Origin of the sequence: Asticcacaulis sp. (assembly GCF_047605585.1) — a bacterium.
GTDB lineage: Bacteria > Pseudomonadota > Alphaproteobacteria > Caulobacterales > Caulobacteraceae > Asticcacaulis.
Genome location: NZ_JASGFK010000002.1, coordinates 98,433 through 112,709, shown reverse-complemented (window position 1 = coordinate 112,709; position 14,277 = coordinate 98,433). Strand labels below are relative to the sequence as shown.

General features: G+C 60.3%; 15 protein-coding genes. 11 read left to right on the top strand and 4 right to left on the bottom strand.

The features are described from left to right. Positions 1–978 carry an alpha/beta hydrolase gene (locus QM647_RS06350; RefSeq protein ID WP_414994664.1) on the top strand — a complete coding sequence of 326 codons (978 nt, stop codon included), beginning with the start codon at positions 1–3 and terminating at the stop codon, positions 976–978. Further along, the gene (locus tag QM647_RS06345) at positions 975–2,342 is read left to right on the top strand and encodes an amidase family protein (RefSeq protein WP_414994663.1); all 1,368 of its coding nucleotides are present in this window, start codon (positions 975–977) and stop codon (positions 2,340–2,342) included. Before QM647_RS06350 ends, QM647_RS06345 begins: the two co-directional genes overlap by 4 nt. A gap of 7 nt (positions 2,343–2,349) precedes the next feature. Here QM647_RS06345 and QM647_RS06340 read toward each other — a convergent pair whose 3' ends face one another. Then, entirely contained in the window at positions 2,350–2,664 is a 315-nt protein-coding gene (locus QM647_RS06340; protein ID WP_414994662.1) for a hypothetical protein, read from the bottom strand. Between the two features lie 295 nt (positions 2,665–2,959). Between QM647_RS06340 and QM647_RS06335 the strand changes: the two genes are divergently transcribed. From QM647_RS06335 to QM647_RS06305, 7 genes are all read left to right on the top strand, one after another. Then, positions 2,960–3,424 (top strand): hypothetical protein, encoded by a 465-nt coding sequence (locus tag QM647_RS06335; protein ID WP_414994661.1) that lies wholly within the window; start codon positions 2,960–2,962, stop codon positions 3,422–3,424. A gap of 251 nt (positions 3,425–3,675) precedes the next feature. Next, positions 3,676–5,106, top strand: coding sequence for a gamma-aminobutyraldehyde dehydrogenase (locus tag QM647_RS06330; RefSeq protein WP_414994660.1), 1,431 nt, complete (start codon positions 3,676–3,678; stop codon positions 5,104–5,106). Beyond that, positions 5,103–6,098 carry an ABC transporter ATP-binding protein gene (locus QM647_RS06325; RefSeq protein WP_414994659.1) on the top strand — a complete coding sequence of 332 codons (996 nt, stop codon included), beginning with the start codon at positions 5,103–5,105 and terminating at the stop codon, positions 6,096–6,098. Before QM647_RS06330 ends, QM647_RS06325 begins: the two co-directional genes overlap by 4 nt. Positions 6,099–6,134: 36 nt before the next feature. Then, on the top strand, positions 6,135–7,304 hold the full coding sequence (locus tag QM647_RS06320; protein ID WP_414994658.1) for an ABC transporter substrate-binding protein: 1,170 nt from the start codon (positions 6,135–6,137) through the stop codon (positions 7,302–7,304). Positions 7,305–7,357: 53 nt separating this feature from the next. Continuing rightward, a complete protein-coding gene (locus tag QM647_RS06315; protein WP_414994657.1) occupies positions 7,358–8,278 on the top strand; it encodes an ABC transporter permease in 921 nt (306 codons plus the stop codon). Beyond that, a complete protein-coding gene (locus tag QM647_RS06310; protein ID WP_414994656.1) occupies positions 8,275–9,075 on the top strand; it encodes an ABC transporter permease in 801 nt (266 codons plus the stop codon). Before QM647_RS06315 ends, QM647_RS06310 begins: the two co-directional genes overlap by 4 nt. A gap of 65 nt (positions 9,076–9,140) precedes the next feature. Beyond that, a complete protein-coding gene (locus tag QM647_RS06305) occupies positions 9,141–10,049 on the top strand; it encodes a LysR family transcriptional regulator (RefSeq protein ID WP_414994655.1) in 909 nt (302 codons plus the stop codon). A 24-nt stretch (positions 10,050–10,073) separates the two neighbouring features. Here the strand turns inward: QM647_RS06305 and QM647_RS06300 are convergent, their stop codons facing one another. The 3 genes from QM647_RS06300 to QM647_RS06290 all read right to left on the bottom strand — a co-directional run bounded on the left by QM647_RS06300 (position 10,074) and on the right by QM647_RS06290 (position 11,450). Then, positions 10,074–10,688: a hypothetical protein gene (locus QM647_RS06300; protein WP_414994654.1), complete on the bottom strand. Its 615-nt coding sequence runs from the start codon at positions 10,686–10,688 to the stop codon at positions 10,074–10,076. Then, positions 10,685–10,954: a hypothetical protein gene (locus QM647_RS06295; RefSeq protein WP_414994653.1), complete on the bottom strand. Its 270-nt coding sequence runs from the start codon at positions 10,952–10,954 to the stop codon at positions 10,685–10,687. Before QM647_RS06295 ends, QM647_RS06300 begins: the two co-directional genes overlap by 4 nt. Positions 10,955–11,015: 61 nt before the next feature. After that, positions 11,016–11,450, bottom strand: a complete 435-nt coding sequence (locus QM647_RS06290) for an ATP-binding cassette domain-containing protein (protein WP_414994652.1) — start codon at positions 11,448–11,450, stop codon at positions 11,016–11,018. 170 nt (positions 11,451–11,620) lie between these two features. On the opposite strand from QM647_RS06290, the gene QM647_RS06285 reads away from it, so the two are divergent. Both QM647_RS06285 and QM647_RS06280 read left to right on the top strand, forming a co-directional pair. Then, positions 11,621–12,985: a sigma-54-dependent transcriptional regulator gene (locus QM647_RS06285; RefSeq protein WP_414994651.1), complete on the top strand. Its 1,365-nt coding sequence runs from the start codon at positions 11,621–11,623 to the stop codon at positions 12,983–12,985. Beyond that, the gene (locus QM647_RS06280; protein ID WP_414994650.1) at positions 12,982–14,268 is read left to right on the top strand and encodes a sensor histidine kinase; all 1,287 of its coding nucleotides are present in this window, start codon (positions 12,982–12,984) and stop codon (positions 14,266–14,268) included. The genes QM647_RS06285 and QM647_RS06280 overlap by 4 nt, the downstream gene beginning before the upstream one ends. Positions 14,269–14,277 lie beyond the last annotated feature (9 nt).

The following is a 14,277-nucleotide window of genomic DNA, read 5'->3' as shown; positions in this document are numbered from 1 at the left end:
ATGCCTACCCCTGTCAGCGTCTTCGGCGCCGATCTCGACCCCGATATCCGCCGCTTCATCCGGGAAACCGGCGCGGCCTATGGCGATCATCCGCCTTTTGACAGCCTGACGCCGGAAGAGATGCGCGCCGTCTGCGAGATCGTGCGGGCGCCGTGGCGTCAGGGCGGCCCTGTCATGGCGCGCACCGAGGATTTCGATCTTGATGGCATGCGGGTGCGCCTGCTCGATCCGACGCCTTCGCGTGAACCCAAGCCGGCCCTAGTCTACATCCATGGCGGCGGATGGATGCTGTTCTCCATCGATACCCATGACCGGTTAGTGCGCGAGTATGCGGCGCGCGCCGGCGTCATCGTCATCGCCATGGATTACAGTTATGCCCCGGCGGCGAAGTTCCCGGTGGCGCTCGATCAGGTGGTCGAAACTGTGCGCTGGGCGCATGATCGCGCGGCGACGCTCGGTATAGACCCGGACCGAATCGCCATCGGTGGCGACAGCGTCGGCGGCAATATGTCGGTGGCGGCGGCGCTGAAGCTGCGCGATGCGGGCGATGGCGGCCTGCTCAAGGGGCTGATGCTGCACTATGGCGCCTTCGATGACGATTCCGCGCCGGAAGACCATATCCGTTACGGGGGCGAAGGTTATATGCTTTCCAGCGCCGAGATGGTGATGTTCTGGGAGAACTATCTCACGGACGATACCGAACGGCAGAACCCGCTGGCCGTGCCGATGCGCGCCGATGTCAGCGGCCTGCCCCCCGCCTTCTTCACCATCCCCGAGTGCGACGTGCTGCATGGCCAGAGCGTGGCCATGGCGGAAAAATTCCGCGCGGCAGGCGTGCCGGCGCGCAGCGAAATCTATCAGGGCGCTTCACACAGCTTTCTGGAAGCGATGTCGATCTCGCCCCTGGCCGAACGCGCCATTGCCGAGGGCGCCGACTGGCTCAAGACCCAGTTCGCTCGACAAGGCGTTTCGGCATGACCCTGGATGAGGCGCTCGCCATCGGGCGGCTGGATGGCCATGATCAGGCCGCGCTGGTGCGTAACCGTGAACTATCGGCTTTGGAACTGACCGAGGCCGCGATCCTGCGCATCGAGGCGTTGGATGGTCAGCTTCATGCGGTCAGCCACAAGGCCTATGATCAGGCCCGCGCTGAAGCCGCAAAGCCCTTGCCGAACAGCCCGCTGGCTGGAGTGCCCTGGCTGGTGAAGGATTCGCTCGATTATCCCGGCATGCCCAGCCGGGGCGGTTCGCGCAGCAAAAGCGACACGCCGAAGACATCGGCCTATCCCTATGTCGAGCGCCTGCGCGCCGCCGGGCTGGTGGCGGTCGGCAAGAGCGCCATGCCGGAATTCGGCCTCCTGCCGGTCACGGAACCCCTGATCCGTCCGGCCACGCGTAATCCGTGGTCGCCCGCGCATTCGCCGGGCGGTTCGAGCGGTGGCGCCGGTGCGGCGGTGGCCGCCGGTCTGGTGCCAGTGGCGCATGGTTCGGATGGCGCGGGCTCGATCCGCATTCCCGCCTCCTGTTGCGGCGTGGTGGGGCTGAAGCCTGGCCGCGGCACCACGGTACGCGTGCGTTCGCGCCATGTGATTGAAGATCTGTTGGTTGGCGATGGCCTGATGGCGCGCAGCGTGCGCGATGTCGCCGCCGGTTTTTCCCTGACGCATCCGGCTACGCCCGCACCGGTGACCGGACCCGATGCCCGGCGGCTGCGCATCGCCATCACGACCCGGACCCTTTCGGGGGCGCCGGCAGCCCCTGAGCTGATCGCGGCCGTGAACGCAACGGCTGAACTGTGCGCCCGCCTGGGCCATCAGATCACCTTCACGGACTACCCCATCGATGCCCCCGCCGCCGAGGCCGCCGAGCGGACGTTGTGGATGCATATCGGCGCCGACTGCGTTGATGCCTGCCGCGCCGGTGGGCAAGACCCAGAAGCGGTGCTGGAGCCGTGGACCAATGCCCTGGGCCATATGGCCGAGACCCTGCCGGTCTCTGCCCTGGAAGATGCCTACCGGCAGCTGGCCGACTTGCCGCGTCAGCTCGACGATTTCCACCGCGATTATGATGTAATGCTCTCGCCTACCCTGAGCCATCTGCCGCCGCTCATTGGCGAACAGGCGCCGACGGTGGACGGCGAAACACTGCTGGAGCGCATGTTCGGCTTCCTCGGCTTCACGCCGCTGCAGAACCTGGCCGGCACCCCGGCCATTTCTCTGCCGCTGCACAGGGCCAATGGCCTGCCCGCCGGTGTCATGTTCGCTGGCAATCGCGGCCACGAAGCCCTGTTGCTGGCCCTTGCCTTCGAGCTGGACGCCGCCTTGCCCTGGGGATATGCCTGACAGCTCGTCAGTGCCGCAGGCCGAGAAGCGGCTGGGACAGTCTGAGCGACACCGCCACATGGCCATGACCGGCTTCCGCGGCCGCGTCGGTAAAGGCATCGAAGGCATCAGCCAGGGCGATGTGGTTGTCGGCATAACCGTTCAAAACCGCGCGGACATAGTAACCGATGACCGCCATGGCGTAATCGGTCTTGCCGACAATCTGACTGGCAATCAACTCAATCAGATCGAGGGTAGCTTCCTCGCGTGTCATTTGTCCGCGTGACAGGGTGCGAAGCGTGGCCCCTACGGACCGCTCGATAAGCGCCGGATGCGTCTGCATGGTCCACCTCATAAGGTTGACGCAGAAGGCAATACCCATTCGCATAAGGAATCAATGTGTGCGCCATGGTTATCAATCATGGTTATCAATTGAAGCAAGGGCGACGACATAGCGGCCTCGTCAGCCCAACATAAAATTGCATGATTTTGCAATGATTTTTCAGGACGCAAATTCTTATTAAATTTGGTTTTCAATAAAAATGTCCTGATCGCTTTAATAACTATTTCACGACGGTTATGTATAAATGCCGGACGGTCATAAGACCTGTGTTGTGTACCTGTCCGGAAGAATTCCAATGGATATCAGCCTGCCCTGCCGCCTGGACTTTTTTGTCGATGCCGTGCGTCGGATTATCATCTACCGGCCGATCGGTCCCATGCCGGGCGCTCTCTATATTGCCACCCTGTTCGAAGCCTATCGCAAGGTCGAAGCACCTTGGACCTACCGTCGGCTGGCCGATCTGCGCCGCTATGAGGGCCTGCTGACCCAGGAGGATATTGAAGAGGCCGCCGTGCTGTGGGCCGACATAACCCATGGCCAGTCGTATCACAGCCACGTGGCAGTCGTGTCGCTAGATGCCTGGGATCAGGTCCGGATACCCGCCGCCTCGAAGCATTTCCCTAATGAGACCATCTGCATGTTCACGGATTATCATGAGGCCATGGGGTGGCTGATGGCACCGAACAAGGACAGCTATATCGATGCCGCGCGCGCCAATCCGGTGACGGCGCGTATCGACCACCGGATAATGGTCGCCTAGGATTACCTGCCAAAGAGGTGGCGCACATCCCAAAGAGTGTAGAAATCGAAATAATCGATTGGCGAAATGGCGCTCCGGATCGCCTTGATTTTGATAATTTCAAGAGAAAATTCAAAGCCATCTCTCGAGCAGGAAATACGACACCTCACAATCCATCGGAAATTCCGATAGACGTATTCTGAATATTCTAGCTGTTCAAATACCGCTTCTTGCCGTTCCCTTTGCCTCAAAGCGGTTAACGGAGACGGCTCATGAATATCGACATGCTCATCGGTTCCAGCTTCGAGTCCGGCCGCGGGGAGACCGAAAGCGTCATTGACCCGCGTACCGGCGGCCTGATCCTCGATCTGGAGGAAGCCAGCCTCGATCAGGTGGACCGCGCCGCCAAAGCCGCCCGCGCCGCCTTCGCCGGCTGGTCGCGCACCACGCCCGCCGAACGTTCCGGTTACCTGCTGAAGATCGCCGACCGCATTGAGGCCGACGCCGAGGATCTCGCCCGGCTGGAAGCGCGCAACTGCGGCAAGCCCTATCATGTCGTCCTGCGCGACGAGATTCCGGCGGTGGTCGATTGCTTCCGCTTCTTCGCCGGCGCCGTGCGCTGCATGCCGGGCGTTCTGGCCGGCGAATACATGGCCGGCTACACCTCGATGATCCGTCGCGATCCCGTGGGCGTGGTCGCCTCCATCGCCCCGTGGAACTACCCGCTGATGATGGCGGCATGGAAACTGGCTCCTGCCCTGGCTGGCGGCAATACGGTCATTATCAAGCCCTCCGAACAGACGCCCCTGACCACGCTCCGGCTGGCGCGTATCCTGGCGGAGACCCTGCCGGAAGGCGTCGCCAATGTGGTGGTCGGCCGCGGCCATACGGTGGGCCAGGCCCTGATCGACCATGCCGAGATCGACATGATTTCCCTGACCGGCGATGTCGCCACCGGCCGCAAGGTGCTGGCCGTGGCGCAGAAATCGATCAAGCGCACCCACCTCGAACTGGGCGGCAAGGCCCCGGTCATCGTGTTCGATGACGCCGACCTCAAGGAAGTGGTCGATGGCCTGCGCACCTTCGGCTATTACAATGCCGGCCAGGATTGCACCGCCGCCTGCCGCGTTTATGCGCAGAAGAACATCTACGACAAACTGGTGGCCGAGCTGTCCGGCGCGGTCTCCACCCTCGCCTATAACAACGCCGATGATGAGCAGAACGAGATCGGTCCGCTGATCTCCGCCCGCCAGCAGGCGCGGGTCGCCTCCTTCGTCGAGCGCGCCCGCGAATCCGCACACATCGAAGTCACGACGGGCGGACAGACGGTCAGCGGTCCCGGTTTCTTTTATCAACCGACCGTCATCGCCGGCGCCCTGCAAAGCGACGAAATCGTCCAGCGCGAGGTCTTCGGCCCCGTGGTCTCAATCACCCGTTTCGACGACACCGCCCAGGCCATCGGCTATGCCAACGATTCCGATTATGGCCTGGCTTCCTCGGTCTGGTCTGGCGATACGGCCAAGGCCATGGGCGTGGCGGCGCAGCTGCGCTACGGCTGCACCTGGGTCAACACCCACTTCCTGCTGGTCAACGAAATGCCGCACGGCGGGCTGAAGCGCTCTGGCTACGGCAAGGATCTCAGCCTCTACGCCCTGGAAGACTATACGGTGGCGCGCCACGTGATGGTCAGGCTGGGGGCATGAGCGACGTTCTCATCAATCTGGTGGATGTCGTAAAGACCTACGGCAGCTTTACCGCCTTGAAAAAACTCAATCTGACAATTGAGCGCGGTGAATTCTTCACCCTGCTGGGGCCTTCCGGCTCGGGCAAGACGACCACCCTGCGGCTGATTTCGGGCTTCGAGCGGCCCGATGCCGGACGGGTGGAAATCGACGGCCAGAACGTCGCCGACAAGCCGCCCTACGAACGCAACGTCAATACCGTCTTTCAGGACTATGCCCTATTCCCGCATATGAGCCTGTTCGAGAACGTGGCCTATGGCCTGCGCACTCAAAAACTGCCGGAAGCCGAGATAAAAAAGCGCGCCACTGAAGCGCTGGACATGGTGCGGCTGACCGACTTCATGACCCGTAAGCCGGCTCAGCTCTCCGGCGGCCAGAGGCAGCGCATCGCCCTGGCCCGCGCCGTGGTCAATCGCCCAGCTGTCCTGCTTCTCGATGAGCCGCTGGGCGCGCTCGATCTCAAGCTGCGCCACGAAATGCAGATCGAGCTGAAGAAGATCCACCGCGATCTCGGCATCACCTTCGTCTATGTCACCCACGATCAGGAAGAAGCCCTGACCATGAGCGACCGCATCGCCGTTTTCGATACCGGCGAGATCGCCCAGATCGGCACACCGGCCGATGTCTATGAGCGCCCGGTCAATCCTTACGTCGCCAAATTCGTCGGCGTCTCCAATGTCATCCAGCGCGACGGCAAGGCGATCATGATCCGGCCGGAAAAGCTGAAGCTCTACGACATCGCGCCCGAAAGCCGGTCGGTCGAAATCCTGCCAGGCGAGATTTCCGATATCGTCTATGTCGGCCTGATGACGCGATATCTGATCCGCACAGAGGGTGGCGATGACCTGACCGCCCTCGAACTGAATGCCCGCTCCAGCCAGAGCCAGCCCCGCTTCACGCGCGGCCAGCCGGTCTGGGTCGGTTATAGCCCCGATAGCGTACACGTCCTCTAATACGACCTTCCCCCATTACCTTTAAAGGAGCTGACCATGTCTATGCGTACCAAAGGTTTCAGGATATGTGCGGTCATCGCCGCGCTTTCGTTTGCCGTTGCCGGCTGCCAGCAGAAGCCGCCGGAGGCCACCGGCCCCAAGCTGCCGACCGAGATCGGGGCCGGTGAAGGCGCTCTCAGCATTGTCAGTTGGGAAGGCTATGCCGAAGACCAGTGGGTCAAGCCGTTCGAAGAGCAGACCGGCTGTAAAGTGACGCGCAAATATGCCGGCTCGTCGGATGAAATGGTGGCCCTGATGCGCCAGAACGACGGTCAGTACGATGTTGTCTCGGCCTCGGGCGACGCCACCCTGCGCCTGATCGCCGGCAAGAACGTGCTGCCTGTTAATACCGCCCTGATCGCTGACTTCGCCAATTTCACCGAAAGCCTGCAGGCGCCGGTCTTCAATACAGTCGATGGCGTCCACTATGGCATCACCTACGAGTGGGGCCCCAATGTCCTGCTCTATAACACCAAGGCCGTGAAGACGGCGCCAACGAGCTGGGCCTCCATCTACGATGCGCAATACAAGGGCAAGGTCACCGTGCCCGACAATGCCATCCAGATTGCCGACGCCGCGCTCTACCTGATGAAGACCAAGCCGGAACTGGGCATCACCGATCCGTATGAGCTGAACGCTGCCCAGATGGATGCCGCCGTGGCCCTGCTGAAAGACCAGAAGCCGCTGATCAAGAAATACTGGGCCCTGGCTTCGGATGAAATCTCGCTGTTCGCCAATGGCGATGCAGTGATCGGCGCCGCCTGGCCCTACCAGACCAATACGCTGAAGGCCAGCAAGCCGCCCGTGCCGGTCGAGGACACCATCCCTACCGAAGGCGCCACCGGCTGGGCCGATACCTGGATGATCTCGGCCAAGTCCACCCACCAGAACTGTGCCTACAAGTGGCTAAACTGGGTCTCCACCCCGGTGGTCCAGGCCCAGCAGGCGATCTATTTCGGCGAAACCCCGGTCAACAAGCTGGCCTGCGCCGAGATGGACAAGCAGGGCGGCCCTGGCACCTGCAAGCAGTACCATGCTGATGCGCCGAAGGAATATTTCGACCAGATCCACTTCTGGAAGACCCCGCAGACGCAGTGCGGCAACGGCCAGAACACCTGCCTCGACTATGCCGAATGGCAAAAGCGCTGGCTTGAGGTGAAGGGCTGACGACGACAAGCCCCGCCATTGCAACAATGGCGGGGTCCTTTTCAGGGATGAACATGACCCAGACCGCAGACATGACCGCTGCCAGAAGCCCCGCCGCCCGCCCGCTGCGCGCGCTGTCGACCCTGCTATGGCGGCTGCCAGGCCTGCGGCTTACCGCGCTCGGCCTGCCGCCGTCCCTGTGGTTCCTGCTGTTCTACCTGATACCGCTGGCCGTGCTGATCGTCGCCGCCTTCTGGAGCGTCGACAGCCTGACCGGCGCACTCAAACCCGGTTTCAGCCTGCATAATTTCCAGAGCCTGTGGGAGACACCGATCTACCACACGGTCATCTTCCGCACGATCGGCATCGCCGCGGCAGTCACCTTCATCGATATTCTCCTGGCCTTTCCCGTCGCCTACTGGATGGGCGTCATGGCCGGTCCGAAAATGCGCGCCGTACTGGGCGTCTGCGTGCTCATTCCCCTGTGGTCGAGCTATCTCGCCCGCGTCTATGCCTGGCGGCTGATCCTGTCGCATGACGGCATCCTCAACTGGCTGCTGCGCGGGATGGGGCTCGGTGAAAACGGCATTGGCTATTCCAACTGGGCCATGACCCTGACCTTCACCTATCTGTGGCTGCCCTTCATGATCCTGCCGATCGCCACGGCGCTGGAGCGCGTGCCGCGCAATCTGCTGGAGGCTTCGGCCGATCTCGGCGGGCATGGCTTCACCACCCTGCGTCGCGTCGTCCTGCCCCTGGCCCTGCCCGGCATGATCGCCGGTTCGATCTTCACCTTCTCGCTGACGCTCGGCGACTATGTGACGCCTATCCTCGTCGGCGGCCCCAGCTCCGATTTCATTGGCAATGTCATCTATAAGACGGTCGGCGTGGCCAATGACATCCCCTTCGCGGCCGCGCTCGCCGTGGTGCCGCTAGTGGTTATGGGGCTCTACCTGTGGGCCACGCGGGTGCTCGACAGGGAGACCGCCATATGAATACCTACCCCGCCGTTGTCTGGGGACGCCTGGGCGTCATCATCGCCTCCGTGGTCGTGCTGTGCTTCCTGATGGCGCCGATCATCCTCGTTATCACCTATGCCTTCAGCGCCTCGAACGTGCAGACCTTCCCGATCCATTCCTGGTCGGCGCACTGGGTCCATCAGGCGATACATGATCCGCAGGTGCGCGAAAGCGCCGCCATTTCGGTGCAGGTCGCCTGCCTGGCCACCGTGATCGCCACCCTGCTCGGCTGCCTGGCTGCTTTCGCCATTCACAGCTTCAAGTTCTTCGGTCGCGACAGCGCCGCCTTTTTCATCACCCTGCCGATCGCCCTGCCCGGCATCATTACCGGCATGGCCATGAGTTCCTTCTTCGCCTTCCTCGGCATTCATCTGAGTTTCTGGACCCTGGTGATCGCCCACGCCACCTTCTGCACGCCGATCGTCTACAATACCGTGGTCGGCCGTCTGGCCCGTCTGCCGAAATCCTTCGCCGAGGCTTCGGCCGATCTCGGCGGGGACGGTTTCTATACCTTCGCTCGCGTCACCCTGCCTCTGGTCGGTTCCGCCATCACCGCCTCCGCCCTGCTGGCCTTCGCCCTGTCGTTCGACGAGGTGATCGTGACCACCTTCACCGCCGGCACCCAGACCACCTTGCCACTATGGGTGCTGGGGGCGATCCGGCTGGGCCAGAGCCTGCCGGAGGTCAATGTCGTGGTCAGTGCCGTGATCGTCTTCACCCTGATCCCGGTCCTGCTGGTCCAGCGTCTTTCGGGCGATGCCGGGAGAGTATAACTCCGCATGTAACCCATTGACCGGCCATATGATTTGCGCTTAGCCTGCCGGTAGAAGGGGCGCAGATGAGCTTTTCCTTGCGGCAGGTGCGGTATTTCGAGGCGGTGGCGCGCTGCGGCTCCGTATCCCTTGCCGCGCAGTCACTCGCCATCTCGCAGTCCACCGTAACCGAGGCCCTGCGCGATCTGGAAATAGACCTGAACTGCAAGCTTTTCGAGCGCCATGCCCGCGGCGTCAACCTGACGCTCAAGGGCCAGCAGTTCCTGCGCCACTGCCACCGCATCCTGGCCGATGTCAGCGATGCCCGCGAATTCCTGCGCCGGCAGGAGAAGTCCGATACCGGCCGCATCGTACTGGGCGTCACCCGCCTGATCGCCGGCTATCTGCTGCCGCGCCTGCTGGCCGATTTCACACGCGAATTTCCCGGTGTTGAAGTCGTGTTGATGGAGGAGACCTCCGCCCATCTCGAACACATGCTGGTCGGTGGCGAGATCGACGTGGCCCTGATGGTGCTGCAGCCCGATACCCGCCCCTCTTCCCTGCGTACTGAGCTGGTCAATCTCTCTCACTACCGCGTCTGGCTGCCGATCGGACATCCGGCGGGCAGCAAGGACCTCCTGTCCCTGCGCCACCTGGCGCATGAAAAACATATCATCCTGGCAAGCGACGAACTGTCGGACGCGATCCTGAGTCTGCACCGCACGCTGAACACTACCCTGCCGGCCATCTTCAAGACCGACTCGGTGGAGGCGGCGCGTGGGCTGGTGGCCGTGCGCCACGCCATCGCCATCATGCCGGATCTGGTCTACCGGCCGTGGTCGCTGGATGGCGACAAGATCGAGGCGCATCGCGTGTCGGAAAACCTGCCGGTGACCGAAGCCGTCATCGCCTGGCGTCGCGGTTCCGTGCTCAGCGCGCCGATCCAGGGCCTGATCGACGTGGCCGTGACCCTGAAGCAGCCGCAAAGAACCTGACCACGCCGGAAGCCTCGCGATGGCCTATGCCATTGCCAGCTGCGTAAGAAACTGCCGCAGCCACAGCTCCCCAAACGCCTCATTCATATGGCTTAGGTCGCTTTCCGGATGAAGTTCATCGTCGATGAAGCTGCCTACACTCAATCGACGAGAACCGACGGAAAATCGTGCTTCCGTTTTACAGCCATCCACAATGGTCTCATGAGGTTGCGGGATAACTGCGGCGCCCATCGGCAGGTAGCGCTCGGCATTCAGCAATTCGAGTCCTGAAATATATTCGGATAAGGCTCTGCGGTTTCCGCCAGGCGTCTTTGCCCGTATTCTCGATGTCTCTATGCATTTACGAAATGCACCGAGTGTTTCCATGCGTGACCGGATCATTTCCTCACAGGATAAAAATCCCCCCGGTTCGATCGCTGGCCGAAAGGGGTCAAAATAGTTTTGTCCGTCGCTCCAGACTTCCGTCGGAACGTCGGAAATGCCGAGCGCCCATCGCGTCCACTGCAATAGCAAAGCCGTTGTGTAGATGTTGCCAGTCCGGCAGGAAAAGGTGTTGTAGTTATAGTCCTGAAGGCTTTGGGGGCTGAGACCATAAGGCGCTGGTTCGGCAATCAACCAGTTAAAGTTTCGATCCTTCAAAGCCCGGCCAATAAGGGGGTATGTCCAACGAAAACAGGCTTGTCGGTAATCCCAACACCCACGCGCAGGATTGCATCCGCAGAGAGCTTGCCGCGTTCAATGAACCTCGATGTCGCGCTGGCGCGCCGGTCGCGATGAAAAGCTAAACCCAGCTTGTGAAGATGTTCGAATGCCAGGTGCGATAGTGAGGCGTTAACATGACAGCGCACCGGGATAAACATGGCATCCCGAACATTGTTCAAAGCCTGCGACAGAAAGCGAGCCACTCCGAAGGCGCCGACAAGAACAAGAGGCGTTACGCTGCTCCAGAATGCCCATGTGACGCCTTTACCCTGCGAATGATCGTAAAGATTTAAGCCCGATACGCTCCATTTGTAGAAAAAAGGCACTGCTACCGTCAGCAATTTGCCCAGAACGGTGACTGCAAAGGTTAATCCTAAAAGAAGCCTCAGGTCTTTCCGCCACACTCAGGTCATCGATCAGATTAAAATTCTGGAAGATAAACCCAATGTGGTCACGACGGATTTTCGTCAGTCGTGTTTCGGAATACCGCGCCACGTCATCGCCATTGAAGAGATAGTTGCCTTCATCCGGACCATCCAGCATGCCCAGAATATTGAGAAGCGTCGACTTTCCGCAGCCCGAAGGCCCCATAACAGCGACGAACTCGCCCGGCACAAGACGAAGTGAAACCTGGTCGAGTGCAAGAGTCTCGGCTTCTGCCACCTGATATCTGCGGGTTATGCCATCGAGAATGAACATGATCGCTCTGACTTTAACTAATGGGGACAGCGCTTAACGGGGCTCAGCAACCCTACACTACACAATCAGGGGTGGTCTGCGTAACGATTTTGCATCTTGATTTTTCCGGCCACTAGCGTTTCCTGATCCTTGGGCGTACAAAAACGAACAACCAACGTTCATTATCGGTCATGAAAACTGAAGGCCATATCCTGATCGTCGATGATGATGAAGGCGTATTGCTAGCCGCGCGGCTGGCCTTGTCTCCTTATTTCACTCAGGTCGAGACATCTTCGACAATAGAGGGAATTGATGACCGGATCGATCGGGAAGCATTTGACGCCGTCCTTCTGGATATGAACTTCCGCCCAGGCGCTAATTCCGGCCGTGACGGGCTAGATCTGCTGACGATTTTCCACAGGCTCGATCCAAAACTGTCAATCGTGATGATGACCGCCTATGGGGGGGTCAGCCTGGCGGTGGAAACACTCAAGGCCGGTGCTGTCGATTTTGTCTTGAAGCCCTGGCAGAACGAAAAGCTCGTGGCGACGATCACCGCAGCAGTCGCCCTCACCACGGCTAAAAGGGAAGCGGACAGCCTGAAGCTTCGCCACCACGAATCCACCCTTCGTCCCGGTGAAATGGTAGGTAGCTCTGCCGAACATCAAAAGGTTATGCGACAGCTCCGGCGTGTCGCGCCAACGGAAACAAACGTCCTTGTCCTCGGCGAACCGGGAAGCGGGCGGGAGACAATCGCGAGAGAACTGCACCGCCTGTCGGTCCGTCAAAACGCGCCATTTGTCGCAATCGACGTCACCTCCGTTCCGGAGGGACTTCTCGAAAGCGAGTTGTTTGGCCACCGCCGCGGCGCCTTTCCCGGTGCCGATACCGACCGGGCCGGCCGCCTGCAGGCCGCAAATGGAGGCACGCTTTATATAGAGGACATAGTGGCACTGCCACTTCATATCCAACGCAAGCTTTCCGCGACGATCGATAGAGGCGAAGTGACTGCCATCGGAAGTTCTCGTCACGTTGCCATTAATGTGCGGCTCGTGGCGGCCACTCAGCGCAAGAAGGAAGACATCGAAAACGGTGACTTCTTTCATCCGGGCCTGCTTATGCGATTAAGGACGGTGGAGATACAGGTTCCGCCGCTCCGGGAACGACGCGACGACATCGCCCCCCTTATGGAGCACTTCCTGGCAGCCTTTGCCCGGCGTCATAACCTGCCTCGCCGTCGCATGCCGGCCGAGCTCCTCAAATGGATCGAAGACTATCGCTGGCCAGGCAATATCCGTGAACTTCGGCAAGCTGCCGAAAGAGCCACCTTATTTGTTGGCGATGAAAGTCTGAGGCTGGAGGATTTTCCCTTCCTGTTCGCTCACTCTGCCAGAACATCCAGCGTCGAGAGTTTTAATCTCGAAGAGATCGAGCGCCAGGCGATTGCAAGGGCGATGTCCCATTTCAATGGTAATATCACCATGGCCGCCGCCGCCCTGGGGCTTACACGACCGGCGCTTTACCGCCGACTCGAAAAACACGGTTTCACTCAGTGAGACGCGCCGATCTTCAAACCATCGGATTTTCACTGGGACTCGTTCTGCGAGCCATGGCTATTGGCGCGATCGCCGTCCTGAGCTACCAGATGCTCAGCTTGCATCGCTTTGCCAGCCTGTTTCTTCTTAGCTTGCTTGCACTTGCTCTTGTGCTCGACCTGCTTCGTCATGCCAGGCTTGTGGATCGTCAACTGAGCCGGCTGATCAGCGCGGTCGAAGCCAATGAACCGGAGCTTTCGGGACGTGGGAAAAGCCGTCTTCGAGGGCTGGGTCATATGAGCGAAGCCATGTCTCATCTTCAGGCCACCATTTCAGAAATGCGCAGGTCTCAGCAAGCGCAAATCGATCACTTCCGGTCTCTGACGGATACGGTGACCGCGGCCCTGTTCGTTGTTCAGGAATCCGGTGGAATCACGAGCATCAACAGAGCGGCACACCGTCTGGAGGAAATGGGCGTACTTGAATCAGACCTGCTGCGCTTGCTGGCTGCCTCTCGCCCCGGCAGCCGGGAAGTCGTTCGCCTCTCCAATGGCCAACGCATACTGGCTCTGACGGTCAGCTATTCGGCGGAAGGCGAAACCCAAAAACTCATCTCATTGCAAAGCATCGAGTCCGAACTCGACGCTGTCGAAATCAAGGCATGGCAGGATCTTGTCCGGATTCTTTCCCACGAAATGATGAACTCGCTGACCCCCATCGCATCGCTGGCGCAAAGCCTTCGCCCCCTGACTGAAAACGCCGAGGCGGGCGAAGCCCTGACTGTTATTGAAAATCGTAGCCGCGCCCTGATGCAGTTTGTAGCACGCTATCGAGAAGTAGCCGAGATGCCGCGGGTGAATCTGCACTCTGTGCCGGTGCTCCCTCTGCTGAAGTCCATCGAGCAGCTGTTTTCCACGGAAGCGAAAGCGCATGGCATAAGCCTTCTCATTACTGTCCAGCCATCAGATTTGTCTGCCAATGTGGATCCTTATCTTATCGAACAAGCGCTTATCAATCTTGTTAGGAACGCGGTTGAAGCCGTGGCTGACACGCCCATGCCGACGATAAATCTAAGGGCCTTTAATGCCGACGAAGCGGTCTGCATCGAAGTCATGGATAATGGTAAAGGGCTATCCGAAGAGGTTCGGGAGCGACTGTTCGTGCCATTTTTCACGACCAGGCCGAACGGTTCAGGCATTGGCCTCAGTCTCACGCGGCAGATCGCCATCGCTCACGGCGGCCAAATTGAAGTCCTGTCTACCCATCCTGCTGGCGCAACCTTCCGGCTCACCCTGCCAGGGTAGCCCCTATAA

Excerpts from the sequence above, each read along its gene's own strand:
- QM647_RS06345 (WP_414994663.1), top strand. The coding sequence starts at position 975 with ATGACCCTGGATGAGGCGCTCGCCATCGGGCGGCTGGATGGCCATGAT.
- QM647_RS06290 (WP_414994652.1), bottom strand. The coding sequence starts at position 11,450 with ATGTTCATTCTCGATGGCATAACCCGCAGATATCAGGTGGCAGAAGCC.
- QM647_RS06285 (WP_414994651.1), top strand. The coding sequence starts at position 11,621 with ATGAAAACTGAAGGCCATATCCTGATCGTCGATGATGATGAAGGCGTA.
- QM647_RS06350 (WP_414994664.1), top strand. The coding sequence starts at position 1 with ATGCCTACCCCTGTCAGCGTCTTCGGCGCCGATCTCGACCCCGATATC.
- QM647_RS06330 (WP_414994660.1), top strand. The coding sequence starts at position 3,676 with ATGAATATCGACATGCTCATCGGTTCCAGCTTCGAGTCCGGCCGCGGG.
- QM647_RS06325 (WP_414994659.1), top strand. The coding sequence starts at position 5,103 with ATGAGCGACGTTCTCATCAATCTGGTGGATGTCGTAAAGACCTACGGC.
- QM647_RS06310 (WP_414994656.1), top strand. The coding sequence starts at position 8,275 with ATGAATACCTACCCCGCCGTTGTCTGGGGACGCCTGGGCGTCATCATC.
- QM647_RS06305 (WP_414994655.1), top strand. The coding sequence starts at position 9,141 with ATGAGCTTTTCCTTGCGGCAGGTGCGGTATTTCGAGGCGGTGGCGCGC.
- QM647_RS06340 (WP_414994662.1), bottom strand. The coding sequence starts at position 2,664 with ATGCAGACGCATCCGGCGCTTATCGAGCGGTCCGTAGGGGCCACGCTT.
- QM647_RS06315 (WP_414994657.1), top strand. The coding sequence starts at position 7,358 with ATGACCCAGACCGCAGACATGACCGCTGCCAGAAGCCCCGCCGCCCGC.
- QM647_RS06335 (WP_414994661.1), top strand. The coding sequence starts at position 2,960 with ATGGATATCAGCCTGCCCTGCCGCCTGGACTTTTTTGTCGATGCCGTG.
- QM647_RS06320 (WP_414994658.1), top strand. The coding sequence starts at position 6,135 with ATGTCTATGCGTACCAAAGGTTTCAGGATATGTGCGGTCATCGCCGCG.